Origin of the sequence: Olivibacter domesticus (assembly GCF_900109575.1) — a bacterium.
Classification (GTDB): Bacteria; Bacteroidota; Bacteroidia; order Sphingobacteriales; family Sphingobacteriaceae; genus Olivibacter; species Olivibacter domesticus.
The window spans coordinates 515,032-540,005 of sequence record NZ_FOAF01000001.1; the positions used below are offsets into that span (position 1 = coordinate 515,032).

26 protein-coding genes are annotated in these 24,974 nt (G+C 36.8%); 14 read left to right on the plus strand and 12 right to left on the minus strand.

Going from position 1 to position 24,974, the window contains the following annotated elements; genetic code table 11:
- Nucleotides 1-8 precede the first annotated feature (8 nt).
- On the plus strand, nucleotides 9-413 hold the full coding sequence (locus BMY50_RS02020; RefSeq protein WP_093317642.1) for a hypothetical protein: 405 nt from the start codon (nucleotides 9-11) through the stop codon (nucleotides 411-413).
- A 64-nt stretch (nucleotides 414-477) separates the two neighbouring features.
- Here the strand turns inward: BMY50_RS02020 and BMY50_RS02025 are convergent, their stop codons facing one another.
- Nucleotides 478-1,257 carry a nitrilase family protein gene (locus BMY50_RS02025; RefSeq protein WP_093317645.1) on the minus strand — a complete coding sequence of 260 codons (780 nt, stop codon included), beginning with the start codon at nucleotides 1,255-1,257 and terminating at the stop codon, nucleotides 478-480.
- A gap of 105 nt (nucleotides 1,258-1,362) precedes the next feature.
- Entirely contained in the window at nucleotides 1,363-2,514 is a 1,152-nt protein-coding gene (locus tag BMY50_RS02030; RefSeq protein ID WP_093323481.1) for a methionine aminotransferase, read from the minus strand.
- Between the two features lie 235 nt (nucleotides 2,515-2,749).
- On the opposite strand from BMY50_RS02030, the gene BMY50_RS02035 reads away from it, so the two are divergent.
- From BMY50_RS02035 to trxB, 9 genes are all read left to right on the plus strand, one after another.
- A complete protein-coding gene (locus BMY50_RS02035; protein ID WP_093317648.1) occupies nucleotides 2,750-3,721 on the plus strand; it encodes an ABC transporter substrate-binding protein in 972 nt (323 codons plus the stop codon).
- Nucleotides 3,722-3,734: 13 nt separating this feature from the next.
- On the plus strand, nucleotides 3,735-4,610 hold the full coding sequence (locus BMY50_RS02040; RefSeq protein WP_093317650.1) for an ABC transporter permease: 876 nt from the start codon (nucleotides 3,735-3,737) through the stop codon (nucleotides 4,608-4,610).
- A gap of 1 nt (nucleotide 4,611) precedes the next feature.
- Nucleotides 4,612-5,367 (plus strand): ABC transporter ATP-binding protein, encoded by a 756-nt coding sequence (locus BMY50_RS02045; protein ID WP_093317653.1) that lies wholly within the window; start codon nucleotides 4,612-4,614, stop codon nucleotides 5,365-5,367.
- Nucleotides 5,368-5,390: 23 nt separating this feature from the next.
- A complete protein-coding gene (locus BMY50_RS02050; protein WP_093317655.1) occupies nucleotides 5,391-6,041 on the plus strand; it encodes an ABC transporter ATP-binding protein in 651 nt (216 codons plus the stop codon).
- 10 nt (nucleotides 6,042-6,051) lie between these two features.
- The gene (locus tag BMY50_RS02055) at nucleotides 6,052-6,537 is read left to right on the plus strand and encodes an ATP-grasp domain-containing protein (RefSeq protein ID WP_093317658.1); all 486 of its coding nucleotides are present in this window, start codon (nucleotides 6,052-6,054) and stop codon (nucleotides 6,535-6,537) included.
- A gap of 153 nt (nucleotides 6,538-6,690) precedes the next feature.
- On the plus strand, nucleotides 6,691-7,314 hold the full coding sequence (locus BMY50_RS02060; protein ID WP_093317660.1) for an HAD family hydrolase: 624 nt from the start codon (nucleotides 6,691-6,693) through the stop codon (nucleotides 7,312-7,314).
- 178 nt (nucleotides 7,315-7,492) lie between these two features.
- Nucleotides 7,493-8,530, plus strand: a complete 1,038-nt coding sequence (locus BMY50_RS02065) for a LacI family DNA-binding transcriptional regulator (protein ID WP_093317663.1) — start codon at nucleotides 7,493-7,495, stop codon at nucleotides 8,528-8,530.
- A gap of 147 nt (nucleotides 8,531-8,677) precedes the next feature.
- Nucleotides 8,678-10,306, plus strand: coding sequence for an acyl-CoA carboxylase subunit beta (locus BMY50_RS02070; protein WP_093317668.1), 1,629 nt, complete (start codon nucleotides 8,678-8,680; stop codon nucleotides 10,304-10,306).
- A 125-nt stretch (nucleotides 10,307-10,431) separates the two neighbouring features.
- A complete protein-coding gene (gene trxB / locus BMY50_RS02075) occupies nucleotides 10,432-11,397 on the plus strand; it encodes a thioredoxin-disulfide reductase (protein WP_093317673.1) in 966 nt (321 codons plus the stop codon).
- Between the two features lie 128 nt (nucleotides 11,398-11,525).
- Here the strand turns inward: trxB and BMY50_RS02080 are convergent, their stop codons facing one another.
- From BMY50_RS02080 to BMY50_RS02100, 5 genes are all read right to left on the minus strand, one after another.
- A complete protein-coding gene (locus tag BMY50_RS02080; RefSeq protein WP_093317675.1) occupies nucleotides 11,526-11,843 on the minus strand; it encodes a DMT family transporter in 318 nt (105 codons plus the stop codon).
- Nucleotides 11,844-11,922: 79 nt separating this feature from the next.
- The gene (locus BMY50_RS02085) at nucleotides 11,923-12,489 is read right to left on the minus strand and encodes a Crp/Fnr family transcriptional regulator (RefSeq protein ID WP_162276510.1); all 567 of its coding nucleotides are present in this window, start codon (nucleotides 12,487-12,489) and stop codon (nucleotides 11,923-11,925) included.
- Entirely contained in the window at nucleotides 12,479-14,461 is a 1,983-nt protein-coding gene (locus tag BMY50_RS02090) for an OmpA family protein (RefSeq protein WP_093317678.1), read from the minus strand. Before BMY50_RS02090 ends, BMY50_RS02085 begins: the two co-directional genes overlap by 11 nt.
- A 167-nt stretch (nucleotides 14,462-14,628) precedes the next feature.
- Entirely contained in the window at nucleotides 14,629-15,252 is a 624-nt protein-coding gene (locus tag BMY50_RS02095; protein ID WP_093317680.1) for a 7-carboxy-7-deazaguanine synthase QueE, read from the minus strand.
- Between the two features lie 112 nt (nucleotides 15,253-15,364).
- Entirely contained in the window at nucleotides 15,365-16,714 is a 1,350-nt protein-coding gene (locus tag BMY50_RS02100; protein ID WP_093317683.1) for a Gfo/Idh/MocA family protein, read from the minus strand.
- Nucleotides 16,715-16,971: 257 nt separating this feature from the next.
- Here BMY50_RS02100 and BMY50_RS02105 point away from each other — a divergent pair, with 257 nt between their 5' ends.
- Nucleotides 16,972-18,102: a phosphotransferase enzyme family protein gene (locus BMY50_RS02105; protein WP_093317686.1), complete on the plus strand. Its 1,131-nt coding sequence runs from the start codon at nucleotides 16,972-16,974 to the stop codon at nucleotides 18,100-18,102.
- 16 nt (nucleotides 18,103-18,118) lie between these two features.
- A complete protein-coding gene (locus BMY50_RS02110) occupies nucleotides 18,119-18,751 on the plus strand; it encodes a carbohydrate-binding family 9-like protein (RefSeq protein ID WP_093317689.1) in 633 nt (210 codons plus the stop codon).
- Nucleotides 18,752-18,934: 183 nt separating this feature from the next.
- Here BMY50_RS02110 and rnhA read toward each other — a convergent pair whose 3' ends face one another.
- From rnhA to BMY50_RS02125, 3 genes are all read right to left on the minus strand, one after another.
- Complete coding sequence (gene rnhA / locus BMY50_RS02115; protein WP_093317692.1) at nucleotides 18,935-19,396, minus strand: ribonuclease HI; 462 nt, start codon at nucleotides 19,394-19,396, stop codon at nucleotides 18,935-18,937.
- Between the two features lie 65 nt (nucleotides 19,397-19,461).
- Nucleotides 19,462-20,058 (minus strand): hypothetical protein, encoded by a 597-nt coding sequence (locus tag BMY50_RS02120; protein ID WP_093317695.1) that lies wholly within the window; start codon nucleotides 20,056-20,058, stop codon nucleotides 19,462-19,464.
- Nucleotides 20,045-20,542 carry an RNA polymerase sigma factor gene (locus tag BMY50_RS02125; RefSeq protein WP_093317697.1) on the minus strand — a complete coding sequence of 166 codons (498 nt, stop codon included), beginning with the start codon at nucleotides 20,540-20,542 and terminating at the stop codon, nucleotides 20,045-20,047. Before BMY50_RS02125 ends, BMY50_RS02120 begins: the two co-directional genes overlap by 14 nt.
- Before the next feature lie 239 nt (nucleotides 20,543-20,781).
- Here BMY50_RS02125 and BMY50_RS02130 point away from each other — a divergent pair, with 239 nt between their 5' ends.
- Entirely contained in the window at nucleotides 20,782-22,188 is a 1,407-nt protein-coding gene (locus BMY50_RS02130) for a dicarboxylate/amino acid:cation symporter (RefSeq protein WP_093317699.1), read from the plus strand.
- A gap of 143 nt (nucleotides 22,189-22,331) precedes the next feature.
- A complete protein-coding gene (locus BMY50_RS02135; protein ID WP_093317702.1) occupies nucleotides 22,332-22,748 on the plus strand; it encodes a hypothetical protein in 417 nt (138 codons plus the stop codon).
- On the opposite strand, the gene hutG is transcribed toward BMY50_RS02135, so the two are convergent.
- Nucleotides 22,745-23,746, minus strand: a complete 1,002-nt coding sequence (gene hutG, locus BMY50_RS02140; protein WP_093317705.1) for a formimidoylglutamase — start codon at nucleotides 23,744-23,746, stop codon at nucleotides 22,745-22,747. The two genes, BMY50_RS02135 and hutG, sit on opposite strands and share 4 nt — an antisense overlap.
- The gene (hutI, locus tag BMY50_RS02145; protein ID WP_093317706.1) at nucleotides 23,730-24,953 is read right to left on the minus strand and encodes an imidazolonepropionase; all 1,224 of its coding nucleotides are present in this window, start codon (nucleotides 24,951-24,953) and stop codon (nucleotides 23,730-23,732) included. Before hutI ends, hutG begins: the two co-directional genes overlap by 17 nt.
- Nucleotides 24,954-24,974: the final 21 nt, after the last annotated feature.

Genomic DNA, 24,974 nt, shown 5'->3' on the forward strand with positions numbered 1-24,974 from the left:
TTATACCCATGGAGACAATTTTTCCTTTTGTAATTGCTGCACTATATTTTGCTTTTCAGATTTATTCAAATTTTAAAAAAGAGCAAGAAAAAGCAAAAAAACGTGATCCTTCGCAAAGACCTGTGGGTGAGCAATCGCCTACGTATAAGGAAAAGCGCGATTGGGATAAGGCGTTACAACAAAAAGAGGTTGTTTTAAGTGAAACGCCTAAGATTTCAAAATATGAAGACTTTACCGGACTAGTTGAAGAAGTGGAAGAAGTGCGACGATCAAAAGAAGTGCACAGGTCTCATAAGCATAATAACCGATCATTTGAACCCAATCTGCAACCAATGGAGGAAAATCCCTATAGTGATTTTGACCTTCGAGATGCCGTCATTAAGGCTGCTATATTAGAGAGACCGTATAAGTAGTCGTAGGTTTAGTATCAAGACATAAGTAGCAAGTATCAAGATTCGCCAAAACTCATATAGACAGTTAATCCGCAATAATTACTTTATCAGCATCTTGAAGAAAAGGGAGTTTCTCCCTGATTTTTTTTAGATCATCTGGATAAAGTGTGAAGGTATATAGATCTTCGTCTTCCGGTTTATAATAGACCACTCCGCCATCGGGAGCAACGCAGGTGGAAGCACCTGAATGGTATACTTGATTTCCATCATAGCCAACCCGATTTACTCCAATAGCATACGACTGGTTTTCTATCGCTCTGGCAGGGATCAATGCCCTCCAATGAGAGATACGTGCATCGGGCCAACTTGCAACGTAAAGCAGAATATCATATACATTATTAATATTTCTACTGAATGCAGGAAACCTTAGGTCGTAACAGGTTTGTAGACATACACGCCAGCCTTTAATTTCTACAATAACTCGTTTTTTGCCAGGAGTGAAAACCTTATCCTCTCCGGCCATAGAAAACAAATGACGCTTGTCATATTTATGAAATGAGCCGTCAGGCTTCATCCAAATAAGACGGTTATAATAATACCCGTCCTCTTCAACAATTAAACTGCCTGTCACAATACAATTGTATTTTTTTGCTTGTTCCAGCATCCAATAGATCGTTTTACCATCCATTCTCTCGGCGCATTTATTAACGTCCATTGTAAAGCCCGTATTAAACATCTCAGGTAGTATAATAAGGTCCGTTTTTTCTTTAAGAGAGGATAACCGCAAGGCTAAATTCGATAAATTTTTTTCTGTATTTTCCCAAAAAAGATATGCTTGAAATATAGTAATTTTTAAAGGTGTCATGTTCATTTAACTAAAGTAAACCAAAAGTTTATTAATCTAAGTTTAAGATTGTCTTCGGCTTATATAATGCTATGTCTTATAAGCCGAAGATACAAAATTGTTTTCTTAAATTTTTATCTTCATTAATGATTCAATAGCTTTTTCTAGCGTTTCGCGTTTCTTAGCAAAACAGAATCTGATCAGATGTTTATCAGTTTTGTTTTTATAAAATGTTGATAAAGGAACTGCAGCAACGCCATGCTTAATAATAAGTTCTTTTGTGAAATCTAAATCGTTCAGCTGACTTATACTGTCATAATTTGCTAACAGAAAATAAGAACCTTCTGCGGGAAGTGCTTTAAAAGACGTTGCTTTCAATGCTTCAAAGAAATAGTCGCGTTTTTCTTGAAAGAAGTTTTTCAATGAGAGGTATTCGTCTTGGTCCTCCAAAAAGTCTGCCAAAGCATACTGGATGGGTGTGTTGACACTAAATACTAAATATTGGTGCACTTTCCTGAATTCGGCTGTTAGCTTTTCTGGGGCTAGGCAATACCCCACCTTCCAACCGGTAATATGGAACATTTTACCGAAGGAGGAAACAACAAAGCTTCGTTCACGCAGTTCAGGGTAACTGGAAACACTGATATGCTTTTTATTGTCAAAAATCACCTTATCATACACCTCATCACTTATAATGAAAATATCTGTTCCATTGGTAAGTTTAATAAGCTGTTGCATGTCCTGATCGGTAAAGATTCTAGCTGTTGGATTTTGTGGCGTATTAATAATAATAAGTTTTGTTTTATGCGAAAAAACCTTCTTTACATCTTCCCAGTTAATAGCAAAATCGTTTGGTAGCAATGTTACCGTCTTTACCATGCCCCCACATAAATCTATGGCCGGAGCATAGCTGTCGTATACCGGGTCAAAACAGATAACCTCATCATCTGGTCTGATAATACTTGCAATAGCAGTGAATATAGCCTGCGTAGCACCAGTAGTAATGGTAATTTCATTGTCGGGATGGTAGACAGATTGATGCAGATCTTCGGTCATCTCGGCAATTTTCTCCCTTAATGTATTTATTCCCTGCATAGGTGCATACTGGTTGTAACCTTTTTTCATATAGGTGTGCACCAGATTAATCAGTTTTGGTGAACAGTCAAAATCAGGAAATCCCTGCGATAGATTGATAGCACCGTACTCATTTGCCAAAGCGGTCATGGTGCTAAAAATGGAATTTTGGATATTTGGAAGTTTAGACAGAACGTTGATCATAGATTTTATGTATATACCTAAAATAATAAACTTTTGCATGTATTGAACACGATGCTTATATTTCCTCTAAATATCAGTTAGAAAGAAAAGAGGTCTGCTCTACCGAATGAGAACGGACTGAAATTGTAAATAAACACAATTTTTTATAAGTTTAATTGTTCAATTTTTTATTTGGCGTTGAATTTGTCAAGTCTATCGTATATTCTTGTAAATTGCAACTCATTAATAAACATCAATGATTTATAACAGAATTTTATCGGTATTATTGTTGTCACTCGGACTTTTATCCTGCAATAGCTCAAAAAGAGATAGGGGAGTCCCAACTGTTGGTTTTATCGAAGCTTTTGAGGATGCTACAATAACTGATGCACGGAAAGGATTTATGGATGCCCTGGCCAAGGAAGGATATAGTGAGAAGAAAAAATCTATAGCGGTTATACATAGAAACGCACAAGGCGACATGAATACTATGAATCAGATTGTGAGCTTTATGCAGTCGGAAGGGGTCGATTGTATAGGAACAAGCACCACGTTGTCGACTTTATCAGCCGTACAGCGCATAAAAGATATTCCTATATTTATGTGTGTAACGGCTATGCCCAAAATACTCGGACTTGAAGATGAGAAAGGGAAAAAGCCGGCCAATCTTTCTGGTGTGGGGGAGAACCTCAATTATATCGATACATCGTTCGCCATTATCAAGCACATTGTTAAACCACGAAAGAAACAATTACGGATAGGTATGATCTATAATCAAGCAGAACCTCAATCGGTTGATGCCTTTAATAGACTCGAAAAACTAGCGAAAGAACAGCAAGTTGATTTGATTGCTTTACCATTAAACACATCTGCAGATGCACAACTTGTTGTAAGAGGGTTGCTAAATAGACGAATAGATGCATTTTTTGCCAATCCTGACAATACTGTCTTTGCTGCTTTTGAGACAATTTTGAATAACTGTGATAAAAACAATGTGCCTGTTTTTACAAGTGAGGTAGGATTAGTGAAACGTGGTGCAGTAGCAGCATATGGTGCAGATATATATCAATGGGGATATCAGGCTGGTGAAATGGCAGCTAGTTTTTTAAAAAAAGGTAAACGTGCTGATCTGAAAGTGGAGGAAGTAAGGATTAGAAAACGTGTATATAACGAAGAAGTTGCTAAGCGATATGGGTTTAAATTCGATAATAATTTTGAAAGCCTTTAAATTTCTGTCTTAAATGGATTTTTATCTGGCGGCAATCTTGCAAGCGTTATGCTTTACACCCATGTGCCTTGGGATATATATAACACTCAAAGTGTTTAATTTCCCCGATATCACTACCGATGGAAGTTATACTTTAGGAGCTGTTGTATGCGCTTTAGGAATAAGTAACAGCTTGCCTTTGATAGTTATTGTACCTGTTATTTTAATAAGTGGTGCTTTAGCGGGGATCGCTACAGCGTTAATACACACTAAATTAAAAGTTAATGCACTGCTTTCCGGTATATTGGTGATGACGGCTCTTTATTCTGTTAATCTCTCTTTAATGGGACGTTCTAATATACCTCTATTAAATAGACCGACTTTTTTTTCATTTTCTATCATACCAGATACAGAACTCAACATATTTCTTATAACAATATTAATCATATCAATACTCATCGTTGGGTTAAATTACCTGTTAAAAAGTGATTTTGGTTTGGCCATGCGCGCAACAGGAAATAATGAATTAATGATCCGATCTTTAGGTGTGAATACAGCGAGTATCAAAATAATAGGGCTGGCGATCACTAATTCTTTAGTAGCTTTTAGTGGCGCTTTGGTAGCGCAATTCCAAGGATTTACAGATATAAATATGGGAATAGGGATTGTAATCAGTGGTTTGGGGGCCGTGATGATTGCTGAAACAGTTATTCGTCTCTTTCGTATTGAGAGTATGGTTCTGAATTTATGTTGCATCATCATTGGCGTATGTTTGTTTCAACTGGTTTTGGCATTCACACTTAGCATCGGAATTGACGCCAATCTGTTAAAGTTATTAACCTCATGTTTTGTTTTATTCATTGTTGCCCTTCCAAATAGTAAATGGTTTAAATTCTTAAACGTTAAGTAAGATGTTGACGCTGCAGAATGTTACGAAAGTGTTTTTTAAAGATAAACCTAATGAAATTATTGCTTTAGATAGTTTTTCTATAACAATGCACCAAGGTGAATTTATAACAGTTGTGGGCGCAAATGGATCGGGGAAAAGTACTTTGCTTAATGTTATATCGGGCAGTGAAATAATAGATGACGGTGAATTATTATTGAATGAAAAATCGATAGAGACCTTACCAGACTATAAGCGTAGTAAATGGATTGCCCGTGTATTTCAAAATCCGCTTCAGGGAACCGCTTCGGAGCTTAGCATTTTGGATAATTTCAGATTAGCTTCTTTAAGAGGTAAATCTAAAACGTTAAAAATTGGCGTTGATGATAAATTTAAATCTCATGTAAAGGAACATCTACTTTTATTGGGTATGGGACTTGAAAACAAGATAAACCAGCCAATGGGTGTACTCAGCGGTGGCCAACGACAGGCATTAACCATGTTAATGACCGTTATGAGCGACGTAAAAGTACTTCTATTAGATGAACCAACAGCAGCGCTAGATCCACGATCTGCTGCTAAGGTAATGGAACTTGCAGATCAACTCATAAACGAATATAGATTGACCGTTGTATTTATAACCCATAATATGAAGGAAGCAACTATTTATGGTGATCGGCTTATACAATTATCACATGGAAAACTAAAACGTGATCTGGGAAAGGACGAAAAAAGGGAGCTAAAACCTCAAGATTTGTATGAGTGGTTCAATGAGGATTAAAGAAAACTTGTATATTCGCTCCCATGTTAAGCGCAAAAGGAATACATAAGTCGTACGGAAGCTTACAGATTTTAAAAGGTGTCGATCTGGAGGTTGAGAAGGGGGAAATTATCAGTATCGTTGGTGCTTCTGGAGCTGGAAAAAGTACCTTTTTGCATATTCTAGGCTCCTTGGATATGCCTGATAACGGAAGTGTTCTGTTAAATGGTACAGATCTAGCTAAACTTTCTACTAATAAATTGAGTGCTTTCAGGAACGAACATATTGGTTTTATATTTCAGTTTCATCATTTGTTGCCAGAGTTCACTGCCCTTGAAAATGTGTGCATTCCTGCGTTTATTGCTGGAAAAGGAAGGTCTGAAAGCGAAAAACGTGCTCAATACTTGCTCGGACTACTTGGATTAAGCAATAGATCACATCATAAGCCATCAGAACTTTCTGGCGGTGAACAGCAGCGCGTCTCTGTAGCTAGAGCACTGATGAATAGTCCTTCAATCGTATTGGCAGACGAACCCTCAGGAAATCTTGATTCTGAAAATGCTAATGCCCTGCATCATCTATTTGTGGAGCTTCGCGAGACCTTAAAACAGACATTTGTTATTGTTACACATAATGAACACCTTGCTGAGATATCTGATAGAACTGTTCATATGAAGGATGGACTTGTGATTTAATGGATTTTTAATGAAGAACATATTAATTACAAGTGGAACACATGCTTTTGCACAACGGGTAGCACGTACACTTTCTCCTGCAGATAGCGTGGTATTTGGTGACTCAAATGCACTCCCGGAAATTATGATTAAAGGTGGTAAGTATTTTAATTTGCCAAAACCTGTCAGCACGTCATTTAGCCACGAGTTACTAAGCTTAGCCTTAGATAATGATTTCGGCATTATCATTCCGTTAAAACTTAGTGAAATCAAACAGCTAGCTGCTTGTCGCGATTTATTTGAAGAATACGGCATACATGTAGCAGTGCCTTCTATTAATACATTGGATGAAATAGATTTCGTTGTAAACCCAGCTAAAGACTTTTTGCCAGCTGTATTTCTAAATGGTAAACCGCTCAGTCAAACAACCGATGAAACAATATCAGATAAGTATTCTGGCGTATGCTTGGTTTCAGATTCAGGTGAAGAAGTATTATTTTGTTGTATAGAGGGGTGATAAGAAGTTTTAAAGCTGGTGATGAGTGATGATCTATGAATGATGAATATCTTACGCGCAAAACTCGCAACTAATAACCCATATTATCTTGATACTCATGTCTTGCTACTTGATACCAACAACTAAGAACCAATAACGAACAACCAATAGTTTATGTTAACATATAAAGATCTAGATAAAACGAAAAAGGCGTTTATTTTTGAATTGGATGATGTGCTATATCCTCAAAAAGATTATTTATTACAAGTTTACTATCTTTTTGCTAATTTTTTGGAATACACTGAAACAGTTCCTCCTGCAAATGAATTGATTTCTTTCTTCAAAAAAGCTTATGAACATCATGGTACTGCAAATATATTTGAAAGAGCAGCTGAAGCCTTTGCGATTGACCTGAAATATCTTGAAAATTTTAACAGAGTGCATGTGAATGCCAAATTGCCGTTAAAGTTATTATTGTTTGAAGAAGTGAAAGAACTATTATATGAAATTGTTAACGACAACAAAGATATTTTTGTGTTAACAAAAGGCAACCCTTTAATGCAATTAAATAAAATAAAACAAATTGAATGGGGAAAACTCGGGCAAAAGGTAAAGGCCTATTTTTACGATGAACTATTTCTTCAGGGGCATGAACAACCCTTAACTTTTCTCTTGCAAGAGAATGATCTAACTTTAAAAGATGTTTTAATTTTTAATCGATCAAACGAATATCAAAAAGAAGAAAAAGAAAGGCAAATAGATTATATTTCTATTGATTTGTTGCTTACAAGTAAATAGCTGTAAAAGAGAAAAAGATTTTGTAAATTGCAGCTGATTAGGAAACAAAGCTATTGGATAATAATTACTGTTTCCCAGTAAAATGGGCTATTTCTCTTTTTGTATATCTCCATTTAGTATCGTCTGTCGATAGGCGTGTGTGCCGTTTTAAAATAAGTTAAAAAATAATTTTTTACGGATGAATAAAAGCAAGCAACCAACTATAAAAGAAATTGCTAAACGATTAAAGATTTCGACTTCTACTGTTTCAAGAGCTCTTAATAACCACCCAAGTATAGGATTAGTAACTACTATGAGGGTGAAAAAATTGGCTGAAGAGCTTAATTATGAGCCGAATAGAACCGCCATTTTTTTTAAACAGCGAAAAACTTTTACGATAGGTGTTATTCTTCCAAGTTTATCTGAGGCATTTTTTTCAGCTGCAATCAGTGAAATAGAAAATTATGCGAACAGTAAAAATTACACAGTAATTCTTGGGCAATCATTAGACGATCCTGAAAGGGAATTGAAAATTATCAATACCATGAAAACTCACCGGGTAGATGGTATTATACTTTCTTCTGCTAAGAATACCCGGGAATTTGACTATATTGATGTGTTAAAAAATGCGGGTATTCCAATAGTATTTTTTGATTGTGTCCCAGATATACCTAATATAAATGCCATTGTAAGTAATCTAAAAACGGGTATGTTACAGGCGATCGATACGTTTGTTTCTTGTGGGCATCAGTCCATTGCCTTTATCAATGGGCCAGGGCACTTGCCGGCAAGTAAAGAACGTGAAGGCGCTTTTATAAAAGGTCTAACTAATAATAATATTCCTATAAATAGAGATTATATCGTTTACACTGATTTATCCGAACAGGGTAACGAAGACGCAATCATAAAACTTGTAAACTTGATTGATAGACCTTCTGCCGTGGTTTCCTTTAATGATTACGTGACATTAGATGCTATGAATGCAGTGAGGAAAAAAGGATTAATCGTTAATCAGGATATCTATTTTATAAGCTACGCGAACTATCCAATATGGAAATATATGGAAAATCCTCCTATGGCATCCATTGAACAATTACCTGGCGAGCAGGGAGCAAAGGCATCTCAAATGCTTTTTGATTTAATAGATATAAATGTAGAAGGAGATAGTGATGATAAAAGTGCAATACAAGGTCAGAAAATAGTACTCGAATCCAAATTAGTAAATCAGCACCTTTAACATAAACAAGCGCTCTATCAAGAATGATATTTTTTTATCTTATGTCTTGATACTTGTGTCTTGCTACCTTACAACTAATAACGAATAACCAACAACTAGTAACGAATAACCAACAACTAGTAACGAATAAGCTAGTAACCAAATAATATGAACCTTGATTTTAATAAAAACGAAGATATCAACAAACAATTAGTTTACGAGCTGAAAAATAAGCTAAAAAAAGTTTTTTTAGGTGGGGGAGAAATTGCTAGGAAGAAGCAACATGAAAGAGGTAAAATGCTTGCACGCGAACGTATTCAATACCTTTTGGATCCAGATACGGAGTGGCTGGAAATAGGGGCATTAACAGCCGACGACTGTTATATAGAACATGGTGGGTGCCCCTCAGCTGGCGTGGTAACGGGAATTGGTAATGTTTCCGGTAGGCAGTGTGTTATTGTTGCTAATGACGCTACAGTCAAAGCCGGCGCATGGTTCCCCTTAACTGCAAAGAAAAACCTCCGTGCGCAAGAGATTGCAATGGAAAATCGTTTGCCTATTGTTTACCTAGTAGATTCTGCGGGGGTTTATCTCCCCTTGCAAGATGAGATTTTTCCCGATAAGGAGCATTTTGGAAGAATATTCAGAAATAACGCACGCATGAGTAGTGAAGGAATTGTGCAGATTGCAGCCATAATGGGGTCCTGTGTAGCAGGAGGCGCTTATTTGCCAATTATGAGTGATGAAGCCATGATTGTCGATGGAACAGGTTCTGTTTTCTTAGCAGGCTCATATTTGGTGAAGTCTGCCATTGGTGAAGAAGTAGATAATGAAACCTTAGGCGGGGCAACTACTCACTGCGAAATTTCGGGAGTTACTGACTATAAACATCCCGATGATAAAAGTTGTTTAGATAGTATTCGCGGAATTTTGGATAAAATAGGAGCACCATTAAATGCAGGATTTAGTAGAATAGCATCCAAGCCACCTAAATTAGATGAAAAGGAAATATATGGTATTTTACCGAGCTCCCGAGAAAAACCCTATGATATGATGGATATAATATCCAGGCTTGTAGACGATTCACTATTTGAAGAATATAAAGCATTGTATGGTAAAAGTATTCTTTGTGGATTGGCAAGAATTGATGGTTGGGCCGTGGGGATCGTAGCAAACCAGCGGAAGATTGTTAAGAACAAAAAAGGGGAAATGCACATAGGGGGCGTAATTTATTCGGATTCGGCAGATAAGGCTACTAGATTTATTATGAACTGTAACCAGAAGAAAATCCCATTGGTGTTCTTACAAGATGTTACGGGTTTCATGGTAGGAAGTAAATCAGAACAGGGGGGAATAATAAAAGACGGTGCTAAAATGGTAAACGCTGTGGCGAACTCAGTTGTGCCTAAGTTTACGATAGTTATAGGTAATTCATATGGAGCTGGCAATTATGCGATGTGTGGCAAGGCCTATGACCCGCGCTTAATTTACGCATGGCCTTCGGCAAAAATAGCCGTTATGGGAGGGGAACAAGCTGCAAAAACATTGCTCCAGATACAAAAGGCAGCTTTAAAAGCGAAAGATGAAAACCTTGATGAACAGCGAGAAACCGTTTTGCTGAATGAAATAATGGATCGTTATAATAAACAGACCACGCCCTATTATGCCGCGGCAAGATTATGGATAGATGGTGTTATCGATCCCTTGGAAACGAGAAAAGTGATTTCGATGGGAATTAAAGCAGCAAATCAAAACCCGATTACGACTCCTTTTAATGTTGGTGTAATACAAACTTAGTTATGAGTTGTGAGTTGCGAGTTTTGAGCATTAAGTTATCCATTCCTATTGAGAATATAAATTTACAAATGGCTAACCTAATACTTTATAAGAATAGTTATTTTTGCATTCAAATTATTTAATACATGGCAGAAGAAATAGAACACGTTAAGTGCTTGATTATAGGGTCTGGACCTGCGGGTTATACAGCAGCGATATATGCTGCTCGGGCAGATTTGAAACCCGTTATGTATACCGGTATTGTTCCCGGTGGACAATTAACCCAAACAACTGATGTAGAAAACTTTCCTGGATATCCTAGCGGAATAATGGGGCCGGAGATGATGGAAGATTTTAGGAAGCAAGCAGAAAGATTTGGTACGGATATTCGTTTTGGTTATGCTACTGGTGTAGACTTTTCAGGACCTGTGCATAAGGTTGTTATTGATGAGATTAAAACTGTTAGTGCCGATACTGTAATAATTGCTACTGGAGCCACAGCAAAATGGCTGGGTTTAGAAAGTGAACAGAAATATAATGGTTTCGGTGTTTCGGCTTGCGCTGTTTGTGACGGTTTTTTCTTTAAAGGACAGGATGTTGCTATAGTTGGTGCTGGAGATACTGCAGCTGAAGAGGCTACTTATCTTGCTAAATTGTGTAGAACGGTTCATATGTTAGTGAGGAGGGATGAATTTAGGGCTTCAAAGGCGATGCAACATCGGGTATTTAATACCCCGAACATTATTATTCATTATAATACAGAAGCTGAAGAAATTTTGGGTGATGGTAAGGTTGTTAACGGTTTGCGTGTATTTAACAATCAAACAAAAGAACACCAAATAGTAGATGTAACAGGCTTTTTTGTTGCAATCGGTCATAAACCAAATACAGAGATCTTTACTAATTGGTTGGAGATGGACGAATCAGGTTATTTAATAACAAAATCTGATAGTACCCAAACTAATGTTGAGGGGGTCTTTGCGGCAGGAGATGTGCAAGATCATATATTTAGGCAAGCCGTAACGGCTGCTGGAAGTGGCTGTATGGCGGCCCTAGAGGCGGAAAGGTATTTAGCTGCTAAGGAGCATGTTATAACATTGGAATCGGAATAAGGCACCATTTGCTAAGGGTCTTTCTAATATCATTGTAGATTAAATTTAAAAAAAGAACGACGTTGATTAAAAACGTCGTTCTTTTTTTATCCTTCTTTCACATTGAGGAGGATTGGTGATGCTATACACTATTTAGAAACCACTTTTAAGCCAATAATCGAGGCTATGAGTGTGAAGATAAAGAATAATCGCAAAAAGTCTGACGGTTCTTTATAAAGGATAATACCAATCAATACTGTTCCTACAGCTCCTATTCCTGTCCATACTGCATAGCCTGTTCCAATGGGGATGTCCTGTATAGCCTTATTTAACAATAAAAAACTAACTGTAATACAAATGAAGAATCCAATGGACCACTTCAAATTCGTAAAATTATTTGATAATTTTAGACATGAAGTAAAACCCACTTCAAATAATCCCGCAATAATTAAATAAATCCAAGCCATAACTTTTTTTTTCACGACAAATATCTGAATTTAATGAGGGTTATTTTTTTACAAATGTTAAAAAATGGTCTTTAGCTATTTATTGTTTGGCTCTTATTCTACTCAAGGTAACTTGACTAATTCCTAAATATGACGCTATATATCCTAATTGAACGCGCTGTACAATGGATGGATTAGAAGAAAGAAGGTCTATATATCGTTCACTGGCTGTTTTAGATTGTACACTTATAAGTCTTTCTTCTGTTTTTACTAATTCTAACCCGATAACTTTATTAAAAAAGTTAGCAATTTTTATGTCTTGCGAACAAAGTTCTTTGATCTTTTTATGACTTATTTTCAATAAGGTACTATTCTCTAAAAGTTCAATATTTTCATAACCGGGCATTTGATTGAAATAACTATTATATGATAAAATGACATCAGTTTCTGCGCAAAAACAAAAAGTTATTTCTTTTTCCGATTTAAGGTATACACGTGCTATCCCTTGTACGATAAAATAAAGGTAATGTTCTTTCCTTCCCGCCTGTATAACATGTTTTCCCTTTTTGAAATCAACTTTTTCTAGGGTACTCCAAAATAGTTCAAATGAATGGTTTGTTAAACCCATTGCAAATATCTTTTCCTGTAATTCCTTGTTATTTGACATAATCAATGGCCAGTATTTTAAAATCCGTTCGTCTATTTTTTTGTTTTCCCTCTTCTGTCTCATTGCTAGCAATCGGCTTGCCTTGTCCATATCCCTTATATTCCATTCTGCCACGTTCAATTCCTTTTGACAAGAGATAACGATAAACAGCAAATGCCCTCTTTTCAGATAATATTTGGTTGTTCTCTTTCTGCCCGGTATTATCTGTATGTCCCGATATCTCTATTTTTACTTTTTTGTTAATATTCATAAAATGAACCAATTCCATTAAATCTGCTTGCGATAAAGGAAGTAAATTATATCCATTTATAGGAAAGAAGATATTATTTAATGTAACCGTATTACCAGGATTCATCTCAGCTAAAGGAATTTCAATCTGGTAAAAGTCCTTCATAGATACGCTATTATTGAATGTAATATGCTGGGTGAAGAAGAGATAGGATGGATGTGATATATGTAAGGCATACTGATTATTCAATGGAAGAGGAGCTAAAAAAGTGCCATCAGTATAATCTGCCACCGTTTTGAATATTATTTGATTATTGTTAAGATTAGTCAAGCTTATTTCGGCAGCCAGCGTTTGTCCCGTGCGCTTATTGTATACCTTTCCTTTTACAAAGCCCATTGGTTTAGGTCTTATTACCCGGGGAAGTTGAAAGGTATAGATATCTAATCCACCAAAACCATTCGATATCTCGGTGGCAAAGAACGCTTCTTGTCCATCCATACTAACTGTTAACGCTCGCTGCTCTAAATGGTTATTTATTGGCGAACCTAAATTTATAGGTGTTATGCGATCGCCTGAGCTGTCTAATTTACTAACAAATAAATCTTTGTTGCCAAAACCGGGCCAGCCATTTGATGAAAAATATAGTGTTTCCTGATCGGCATGAATAAAGGGGGTACCCTCATCATACGGAGTATTAATTTGGGGGCCGAGATTGATAGGAGCAGACCATTTGCCTCCTTCAGTTAGTGTGCTACACCAAATGTCGTTTCCACCATACCCGCCTTTACGATTGCTTACGAAATAAAGCTTATTTCCGTCTGCATTGATAGCCGGTTGTGCCTCCCATCCATTTGTATTAATCGGAGTCCCCAGATTGTGAGGGGTTCCCCATTGATCATCTTCTAAATGTGACACATAAATATCACAACTACCGATACCCTCGGGCTTATTGCACCCCGTAAAAAATAAATACTTGCCGTCTGGCGAGATACAATGCGCACCTTCACTGTAAGAATCAGTATTCACATCACCAGGAATAGGTACGGCCATATTCCAATCATTACGATGGTGCTCACTCATGAAAATATATTCTAGTTTTCCACTCGCCTGCCTTGTAAATAGAATAGCGTTCTTATCTGCCGTTAACATGGGGAAATATTCGTCTGCTGTTGAGTTGACACCTTTTCCCATGTTTACGATTTTGATGTCTTGTTTATCTTTTATTGCCTGTATACTAAAATTACAATCTTTTAAATATTTTTCTACCAATAGTTTTTTTGGCGTATTCTGCGAACTTATTTTTGTTAAATAAACTAGTAAGGCACTTTTCGCTTCTTCATATTTCCCCAGATTCAAAGCACTTTCGCCAAGCCCAAACCATGTTGAAGTGGTTAGATTTGGTGCTAAGGCTGAGACATTTTTATAATATTTTAAGGCTTTATCATACTCTTTTTGGCGTAAATAGATATCCGCCAACTGCTGATGTGCTACAACAAACAAACTGTCGTGCACTAATACTTCCTGCAAAGAAACAATGGCCTGCTTATAATCATTTCTGTCTAAACATCGTTTAGCTGTTTCAAAAGCTTTTCTTGATTTATTGTTGATAGGAGTAAGCTGTTGTGCGGCGGTCTGCAAAAAAAAAGAAGTACCAATTGAGAAACTTAAGTAAAGGAAAAATGCGCGTAGAGCAATAAAGTATTGCGACGGGTAGTACGAGGTTACATTTTTTACTATATACATTTATAATTGAAAAATATCTAAGTAAAGGTTAACATCTTTATACTAAGATAAGAAATTATATATGTATTTTTTTGACACCAATCTTTTTCTTTAAGTAGCAAGACATAAGTATCAAGATTATATTAGTTGTGAGTTGCCAGTTGTGGGTTATGGTAAACTAATATAATTTATGGAATGTTAAGATATTTATGTGTTTGAAGCGATATCTCCCATTTAGGGTTTGCCTTTACATACTCGATAATCAAGGGTGTCATTTGGGCTGCTTTAGACCATTCAGGTTGTAAATACAATTTACGCCCTATGGGAATTTGAGCAGCATATTGTTCAGCCCAATCGAAGTCACTTTTATTAAATACAATAACTTTAAGTTCACCTGCAGCGGCTATAACATCTGGTCTAGCTTCTTTAAATTTTTTAGGAGATAAACAAATCCAGTCCCAAAAACCACTTAACGGATATGCGCCAGACGTTTCCATAAATGTTTTTATGCCGGCTTCTTGCAATCCTTTTGTAAGATAATCGAGATTGTATATTAACGGCTCGCCACCGGTAATAACAACAGTTTTTGCCGGATGCCTAGTGGCATGTTCTATGATCGTATCGGCCTTTGTGAGTGGGTGAAGATCGGCATCCCAGCTCTCTTTTACATCACACCAATGGCACCCCACATCACAGCCCCCTAGCCGAATGAAATAAGCAGCTTTACCTGTGTGATACCCTTCTCCCTGTATTGTATAAAATTCCTCCATTAACGGTAGGAGCGTGCCATCTGCTGGAACCTGATTCGACATAATGGTGCAAAGGTAGCGATTTTTTGATTTTGAGCTGTCACAATGTGGTAAGAAGATAAAAAAGGCTGTGAAGTTTCCCTCACAGCCCAACCAATTATCCAAACACTATGGCCTAGAAGCCACTATCGTCTAATGCGAACACAGCTTTGCGTTCTTTCCATTTTCCATTTGTAAAGTCTGGTATTTCAACCGATTTATTACCTTCTGCTAGAGAAATTGTAGAGAGTGGTGTAATTACACTCATGGTGACAGAATCATATACGTCAATTGGTGTTTGCTTCTGTTGTTTTACCGATTCAATGAAGGCATTAAAAACAAACCAATCCATTCCACCATGACCGGCGCCCGCAGCATCATTTGCATATTTTGCCCATAGCGGGTGATCGTATTTTTTAAACCATTCAGCAGCATCATCCCAAACATGTGGTTTAGCAGATTTGCCTTCTATATAAAGTCCGTTATTAAGATCCATCCATATGCCCTCTGTTCCTTGTACTCTAAAACCTATTGAATAGGGTCTTGGCAAATGAACATCATGCGATAATAAAAGAGTTTCGCCATTCGCACAATTAATTAAGGTGGTGTTAACATCTCCACTCTTATATTTAATCTTTGCATTCGGATGTCCTGGAGAAGTTTTTTCAACGTAGTCAGCTAGGCCTCTTGCTTTGCTAGAAAAAGTGACCATATTTGTTAGTCTATTTCCATGATTAATATTGGCGTAATGCATTAAAGGACCTAAACCATGGGTAGGATATAAATCACCATCCTGATCAATATTGAATTGTGTACGCCATTGTGCCTCACTCATTGCTTTCGGACCGTATTCAACACCTCCGCCATAGGGGTGTTTACCATCGTTGAAGAGTACTTCTCTCAAATCATGTTGATAACCACCTTCTAAATGTATGAGTTCTCCAAACAAATCCTGTCTCACCATATTCAGAACAGCCATCACGTCTCGACGGTAGCAAACGTTTTCAAGTGTCATATAAGGCTTGCCGGTTTGCTCGGATGTTTTTACAACTTCCCAATGGTCCTCAACGGTTAAGCCAGCTATTACTTCACAGCCTACATATAAACCGGCTTTCATAGCGTCTACAGCCTGATCCTTATGAAATTGCCAGGGAGTAGCTATAACTACTGCATCCAGTTTTTCTTTTTCGAGTAATTTTTTATAAGCATCAATACCTCCTGTATATTCCTTAGGTAGCTTTTTATTTGCTTTTTGAAATTGTTTTCTACAACTAGCCAATGGCTCTTCCTGCGTATCGCAAATAGCTACTACATCAATGTCGTCACGTCCAAGAGCTAATGCCACGTGGTTTCTACCACGCAATCCTACCCCTATAAATGCAAGGCGTATCTTTTTCTTTTCTTGCGCAAAAACATTAGAGTTAGGTAGTACGCTAGTTGCCGCAGCAGCTAAAGAACCCGATTTAATGAAATTTCTTCTATTCATTAGGTGTTGTTTTGATTATTAGTAATATGGGATTGAAATACAGAATCAATCCCATCTATTGAAACAAACATATAAAAACAATTTAATAAAAAACTATGCAACCGATTGCCTAATTTTTAAAAAAATTGCGCAATCGGTTGTGTTTTCAATTATGTATGAAATTATTCTTCAATTTTGCATATTGCGAGAAATTATAGAAATTCATATTTTATAAATTTTCTATTGAATTGTCAGCTTAAATTTTATAAGTAATTTTAATGATCGATACAGATAACACCAAGGCAATCGCTTATTTACCTATAGTGGATTTTTTTGCAATAGAGGGCCAACCTTCTAGTATTGAGCCTTTTGGTTCAGGCCATATTAACGATACCTATAAGATTGTTACAAATTTAACAAACCGGCCAAACTATATGTTGCAGCGTATTAATAACAACGTTTTTAAAAACGTTGATTATTTAATGACCAATTTAGCAATCGTTTGCAATCATATTAAAGAGAAATTGGAAACAATGGGAGAAGATAACATAGAAGGCAAAGTGCTCACACCTATCTCTACTCTTGATGGCCAATTATACTACAAGGATGTGCATAATAATTATTGGAGAATGTTTATTCTCATTGAAGGCACCAAAACATATGATATAGTTGAAACTACTCGACAAGCAAAAGAAGGCGGCAAAGCTTTCGGAAGGTTTCAAGCCATGCTGGCCGATTTAAATCCTCATGACATACAGGAAGTTATTCCTAACTTTTTGAATATAGCGAGTCGCTTGCGTGATTTTAAAGAAGCTGTTAGTAGAAATGTCGCCAATAGACTAGAAAAAGTGGGGGCAGAGATTGAGTTTATTCTTGCACGTGAGAATAAAATGAATACGGTGCTCGACATGGCTTCAAAATCACAAATACCGCTTCGTATAACACATAATGATACTAAATTTAATAACGTACTATTAAATAAGGCCGATGAAGCACAGTGTGTTATTGATTTAGATACGGTCATGCCAGGATATGTAGCTTACGATTTTGGTGATGCTATACGCACAATAATCAACGCTGCTGCAGAGGATGAAGAAGATCTAAGTAAAGTAACGCTCAATATACCTTTATTTGAAGCCTACACCGCTGGCTATTTAGAAAGTGCCCATCATTTCTTATATCCCATGGAAGTAAAGTCGCTAGTAGATGGCGTATTGCTTTTACCTTACATGCAGGTGGTGAGATTTTTGACAGATTATCTTAACGGTGATACTTATTATAAAGTTAATCATGCTGAACATAATTTACAGCGTACAAAAGCGCAAATAAAACTGGTGATTGAAATAGAACAATATGAAGACGAATTAAGATCGATAGTTGAGAAAGAAGCGCATACTTATTCTATATAATACAGTGTCTTGAAAAATGAAAAAAATAAAAATAGGATATATTTCTCCAGTTAATGATATCGCTAATCAGCAGTTCGATGCGGCGATGCGGGATATTAAACCCAATTTAATAGATATTGTTAATTGGAAGGAGTATGATTATGTTCCTGAGGCGGTTTTTAAAATTGCTTATACAGACGATGCTATTTTATTGAGATATGCCGTTAAGGAGAAATATATAAGAGCGAACTATTTGTTCCCTAATGATCCGGTATATAAGGATAGTTGTGTCGAATTTTTTATTTCTTTTGATGGGAAAAAGTACTACAATTTTGAATTTAACTGTATAGGTACAACCTTGGCTTCGTATGGCAACTCAAATAAAGAAACAAGAATGCGTCTCTCGGCGGCGTTAATTGATACGATTCAGACAAATAGTAAAATCCAGTGTCAGCGTCTTAACTCTTCTTGGGAGCTATCAGTTAAGATACCAATCAACATTTTTAATGAAACGGGTATTAAATCGTTGAAAGGAATAGAAGCCACGGCAAATTTTTATAAATGTGGCGATGATTTGCCCTTACCGCACTTTCTATCATGGAATGAAATTAATCATCCCTCGCCGAACTTTCATTTGCCAGCATTTTTTGGAGAAATAGTGTTTGATTAGTTGGTTGTCAGTTATTGGTTATTAGTTATTAGCAAGTTTTGATTTTTCTAAATTAGAGATCACTACTCAACTATTTAACCATTTAACTACTCAGCTATTTAACCACTTAAGACATAAGTATCAAGACATCTTCAACTATTTCTCTACTTGACCATTCAACTATTTAACCACTTAACTGCTCACTTATTTTCCGTTTTCCATTTCAAAAACTGAATCAATTTTATGATTGAGTTTGTCTTTACCTGCTTGAACGGCCAATACATCACACCGTTCATTTTCAGGGTGTCCGGCATGTCCTTTCACCCATATAAATTTTACATTATGCAATTTATACACCTGCAAGAAACGTAACCATAAATCTTTATTTTTCTTTCCTGCAAACCCCTTTTTCAGCCATCCGAAAACCCATTTTTTCTCAATTGCATCGATAACATATTTTGAATCTGAATAAATAGTAACCTCATATCCAGGCTTCTTTAATGCTTCTAAAGCTACAATAACTGCAAGTAATTCCATGCGGTTATTAGTGGTTTTACGAAATCCTTCAGAAAGTTCTTTATAATATTTTCCGGCTCGAAGAATAACCCCGTATCCTCCTGGGCCAGGATTGCCGCTGGATGCGCCATCGGTGAATATCTCAATCATCAGGGCAAAGATATAAGCTATTTGCGAAAATTAATGTTCTTTATTAGATTTCTCCCGTTGATGAGCTATCCCGAAAATTGATCTTTTAAATTTTTTAATTTACCAATAAGCTCCTCCAATTTTTCACTTTCCTTCTTAATATATACTTTCATTAAAATGAAATAACATATTAAGAACCAAGCGATAGTGGCTACTGCAAAAATGGCAAGTGCAATAGCTGAAACATAAAACGACATTTCAATCAAATAAAGCCCAATGGCTATGGATAAACAGATTGTATATATTTTATAATTTCGGGTATTCAATTTATATCGATGATGTTTATAAATTGTAAGGTAAGAAATGTATTCTTCTGGCTTATTGAGTAGGTTCTCACTTTTGTTAATAGCCTGGTAATCCTTTATCTGCACAATCATGTAATATATGAGGCATATAATTACAATGAACATAGAAAGTTGCGTAGTCCATGTATAAAATGGAACAGTGACAAAAATGTATAAGGTCATCAACACTATAATAATAATACTGATTACATGCGTTAAGAGCTTACTGGTGTATTTGTTTTTTGTATGTCTAATGGTACTTAGTATAGCATCGTAGCTAACACCTTCGTTTTCTTGCTGCACATGCCAAAGCTGTTTTAATTCATTAAAATCTTTCATGGCGATTATAAATTTCTGTTAGCTTGTTTTTAATTCGATGTATTTTCACTCTTAGGTTACCCTCAGATATACCTGATATTTCTGCTATTTCTTGATAGGGAACTTCATCTAATACCATAGTGATTATAATCCTTTCATTTTCTTCTAATTGTGCGATACATTTATATAGCTGATTTACCTGTTCCTGCTTATCAGAAACTTCATCTGCCTTTGTTTCGATTATTCGCTCGTTTATTTCATCAGTAACTTTTCTCTTTTCTACCCTTAAGTAAGATAGGCAGGTATTTACTGCTATACGATAAATCCATGTGGAAATTTGGGATTGATTTCTGAATTTATCTAGGTTTTGCCAGACTTTTATAAACGTTTCTTGCATTAAGTCATTTGCCGCATCGCTATCGCCCGTATAACCATAACATAGGTGGTATACTTTTCTATTATTTCGATCGAAAATACTTTTGAATAGTGCCTCGTTTTGCGTCATTTCTATTAACCTAGGTTTTAGACAAGCTTTACAGGATGATGTTACAGGTGTTTTGTAATATTAGTTTTCGCGTAAGTGTTATCTCAAACTTAGATAAAATTGTAATGATATGCAATTCAACCTAAAAAATCTGAAATAAGTGATATCAACAAAAAGAAATATTGTAAAAAAGCAGGTATTTGTTGTGAGCTTAAGCTAAATAGTTATTTTTGTAGAATTCGCACTGCACAAAACATTATATGAAGTCAAAGTTTGCTATAATTTTCACGATATCTACGCTTAGCCTTGCTGCTTTATTATACACTTTAGATTTTATTTTCAATATCGTTCCTGAAAATCTCCTCTTTTTTTCTAGATGGCTTGCTGTTGTGGGGCTGATACTATATGGTTTAAGAAAAAGAACGTTAACAACATGGATACTGATATCATTAGTTATTGGTGCTAGTGTAGGACATGACTGGCCACAAGTTGGTATAAGCATGCAAGTGGCAAGTAAGGCCTTCTTAAAACTAATTAAAACAATCGTATCTCCGCTTATATTTGCTACATTAGTTTATGGCATTGCAGGTCACTCTGATATAAAACAAGTTGGAAGGATGGGCTGGAAGTCGCTACTTTATTTTGAAGTGGTTACTACCATTGCGCTTTTTATCGGTTTGGCTGCCATCAATATTAGTAAGGCTGGCATGGGAATTATACCTCCTGCAAATCAGCATGAAGGGCTACCGGATGTTAAACCCCAAACAGCCAGCGATATTATCTTACATATCTTTCCGGAAAACATAGCTAAATCAGTCGCAGAAGGCGAGGTGCTCCAAGTAGTAATCTTTAGTGTTATTTTTGGGCTAGCGCTCATTATGGTGCCCGAAAAGAAGCGTCGTCCGATGGTTAATTTCACCGAAAGTATGTCGGAAACTATGTTTAAGTTTACGAATATTGTTATGTATTTTGCTCCTATTGGAGTGGGTGCGGCAATGGCGTATACCGTTGGACATATGGGATTAGGCGTATTGGTGAACTTGTTTCAGTTATTGGCAACGCTGTATGTCTCTCTTATTGCATTTATTTTATTGGTATTCTTACCTATAGGATTGATCATTGGATTACCAATTAAAAGATTCATCAAGGCGGTTGGAGAGCCTGTTTCCATAGCTTTTGCCACAACGAGTTCCGAGGCAGCGTTACCGCGTGCTATGGAGGCCATGGAAAGCATTGGTGTACCTCGAAAGATAGTTGCCTTTGTGATGCCAACAGGCTATAGTTTTAATTTAGATGGAACTACACTATACCTCTCTTTAGCAAGTGTTTTTGTTGCACAGGCTGCAGGAATTCATTTGTCGTTCGGAGAACAAGTGTTGATGGTTTTTACGTTGATGATTACCAGTAAGGGGGTTGCCGGTATTCCACGCGCATCTTTGGTGATATTAATGGGTACTGCTGCTTCATTCGGGCTCCCTGTATGGCCTATTTTTATTATACTCGGAATAGATGAATTAATGGATATGGCTAGGACCTCCGTTAATGTGTTAGGTAATTGTTTAGCGGCTGTTGTAATAGCTAAGTGGGAAAATGAATTCGATCCAAATGCTGTAAATGAGGAACTATTGAATGCTAAAATTCCAGACAACGAACATCTTCCGAAATAAGATAAAAGCTTTAAATCTTTATTCCCATTAATCTTTTTAATTTTGTATAATAACTTCTTATGAATGAGCGGTCAAAAAAAATCTTCCTCTATGTATGCATTGTTGTTCCCTTTCTAGGCTATTGTATTTTTTATTATAGCAATATGATAAAAAATGCCCCGTTTAGATTTGCTGATTTTGAATCGATTGAATTTAATTACGGAGCAACAGCTAATATGAATAATAAATTTGATTCAAAAACCAGTAAATATCAATACGTTAACAAAAGGGATTCATTGATTCAAACGTCATTAAAGCTTCGAAAAGACGATCTCCTATATCTTCATAGGAAAGCAACCGAGTATGGTTTCTGGAATTTTCCAGATGAGATGATATCAACTGGCGTTGTCGACACTGCAAAAAATAACGTTCGTTTCTTTCTGAAATTCAATTATAAGGAAAAGAGTAAACAGATGTTGTTTGATACCGATTTCAAGGGTGATCCTAAATTATATGACGCGGCAAAGACGATGGTCGCTGAAGTGCAGCGTGTATTAAATGATGCTGAAGATAGGCATTAATTGCCTATCATTTCTACTATTTCAAAAAGAATAGTGGCTGCCAGCTTGGCTGTTCGTTTGTCAATGTCTAATTCGGGGTTTAACTCCGCAATATCAATACTGACAACCTTCTTACTATGGATAAGTAATCTTAGACAATCAAAAAATATGTTGTCAGGTAGAATGCCGTTATAGGCAGGAGCACTTACTCCCGGCGCATACGGCGCAGCAAAGACATCCATATCAATTGTAAGATAAATAGAGTCATTTAATGCTATAAACGATGTCAAGGCATTTTGTAAAGAATTGTTAGTGGTAGCAGAAAAGTCATTTACTGATTGATAGGTTACACCTAAGGAACGAGCAATATTAAAAAGCTGTGCCGTATTGCTGGTTTTCTGTATGCCTAAAGCTAAATAATTAAATGGAATCCCCTCACGTTGACATTCTTGGGCTATCTGCCAAAAGCCTGTTCCTGAGGTGCTCATATTGTTTTCTACCGGCCTAAGATCAAAGTGGGCATCAAAGTTCACGATCCCGACTTTCTTATCTTTAATTGGCTGTAGAAAACTTTTAATCCCTTGGTAATGACCATATGTTATTTCATGTCCACCGCCTAATACGATTGGGAAATTTCCTGACAGAAGTACGTTTTTTACTGCATCTGCCAATTGCATTTGTGCTTCCTCCAATGTTTCATTTATGCAAAGAATGTTCCCGATATCGTATATTTTTTTTGCATAACCAAAAACAGGTAAGTTACTACATGTTTGACGTATGGCTCTAGGAGCTTCTGCCGCACCTATCCTTCCTTTGTTGCGCCTAACCCCCTCATCACAGCAAAATCCTATGAAAACCAATGCGTTGTGCTGTTCAATCACTGTTAGGTTGTCGATATGTAAAAGCTCTATCCATTGATGCCAGCGAAGCTGTTCTTGTTGATCCCCGTCAACTCTACCGCTCCACCACTCTTTTTCTGCTGGTAAATAACCCGTATAACCTTTATACTTGTTGTCCATTTTTCCAAACTTTTTGAGGTTTTAGACTTCCTTGGTAATAAAAAATATCTTTGTAATCTTTCGTATGATAAGCCTGTAAGTCGGCTATGTAACCTTTATCTATTATACCCCTGTCTGCTAAGTTTAATGCTTTTGCCGCTCTATAGGTGAGGGCGGCCAATGTCTCAGCAATGGTAAGCTTTTCATAGGCTCCTAAAATTGAAGCTTGCGTTAAAAGCTGCCCCATAGGGGCCGATCCCGGGTTCCAATCGCTCGCAATAGCAACACAAGCACCATTATCTAACAATTTTCGTGCGGGCGCATAAGCCATTCCTAGCCCGATGGATGCGCCTGGCAAGGCTACTGCGACCGTATCTGAATTTGCTAAGCGATGTATTTCATGATGCGAACTACTCTCCAAATGATCTGCCGATAAAGCACCTACTAACAGGGCCACTTCCGAACCACCCACACTAAATTGATCGGCATGTACCGTAATATCATACCCTAGCTGTTTAATATGCTGTAGATAGTGTAGAGCAGATTTTCTATCAAAGGCCGATTTTTCTATAAATATATCAAATCTACGGGTCAGTTTTTCTTTTTGTATGGTCGGTAATAATTGGGTTATTATGTAGTCCAGGTAGTCGACTTCATTTCCGTTAAAGTCTTTAGGAAGCATATGCGCTGCTAAACAGGTGCTTATTAAGTCGGATGTCGTAAATTGGTTTGCTTTTTTTATCGCGCGAAGCATGCGAAGTTCAGCGGCCGTTTCTAAACCATAACCACTTTTAATTTCAATAGTTGTTATACCGGCATGTAGGTGTTTCTCTGCACGCTTTATTATTTCTTCCATTAAATCATGCTCAGAAGCGAGCCTTGTTTGCCTCACTGTATCCCAGATACCGCCGCCCGACTGGGCGATTTCTAGATAAGTTTTACCCGAAACACGGAGTGCATAATCATTGGCCCTTGAACCGGCAAAGCAAAGATGTGTATGACAGTCTATAAATCCGGGAACAAGTGTGAGCTCATCGTGTATATGCTCAATGGCGGCCGCGGGAAAATTTTTATGAAGTTTATCAAATGTGTCAACAGTCTTCACAATAGCGCCATCTACTAACACGGCTCCATCCACCACAACATCTAAAAGGTTGTCGCTTAAGCTACCTTTAAGTGGCATGCCCCTTAAGGTTACTATTTGGGAAAAAGGTCCTATTATCTTCATCACAATGGTTTATTTAGGCAA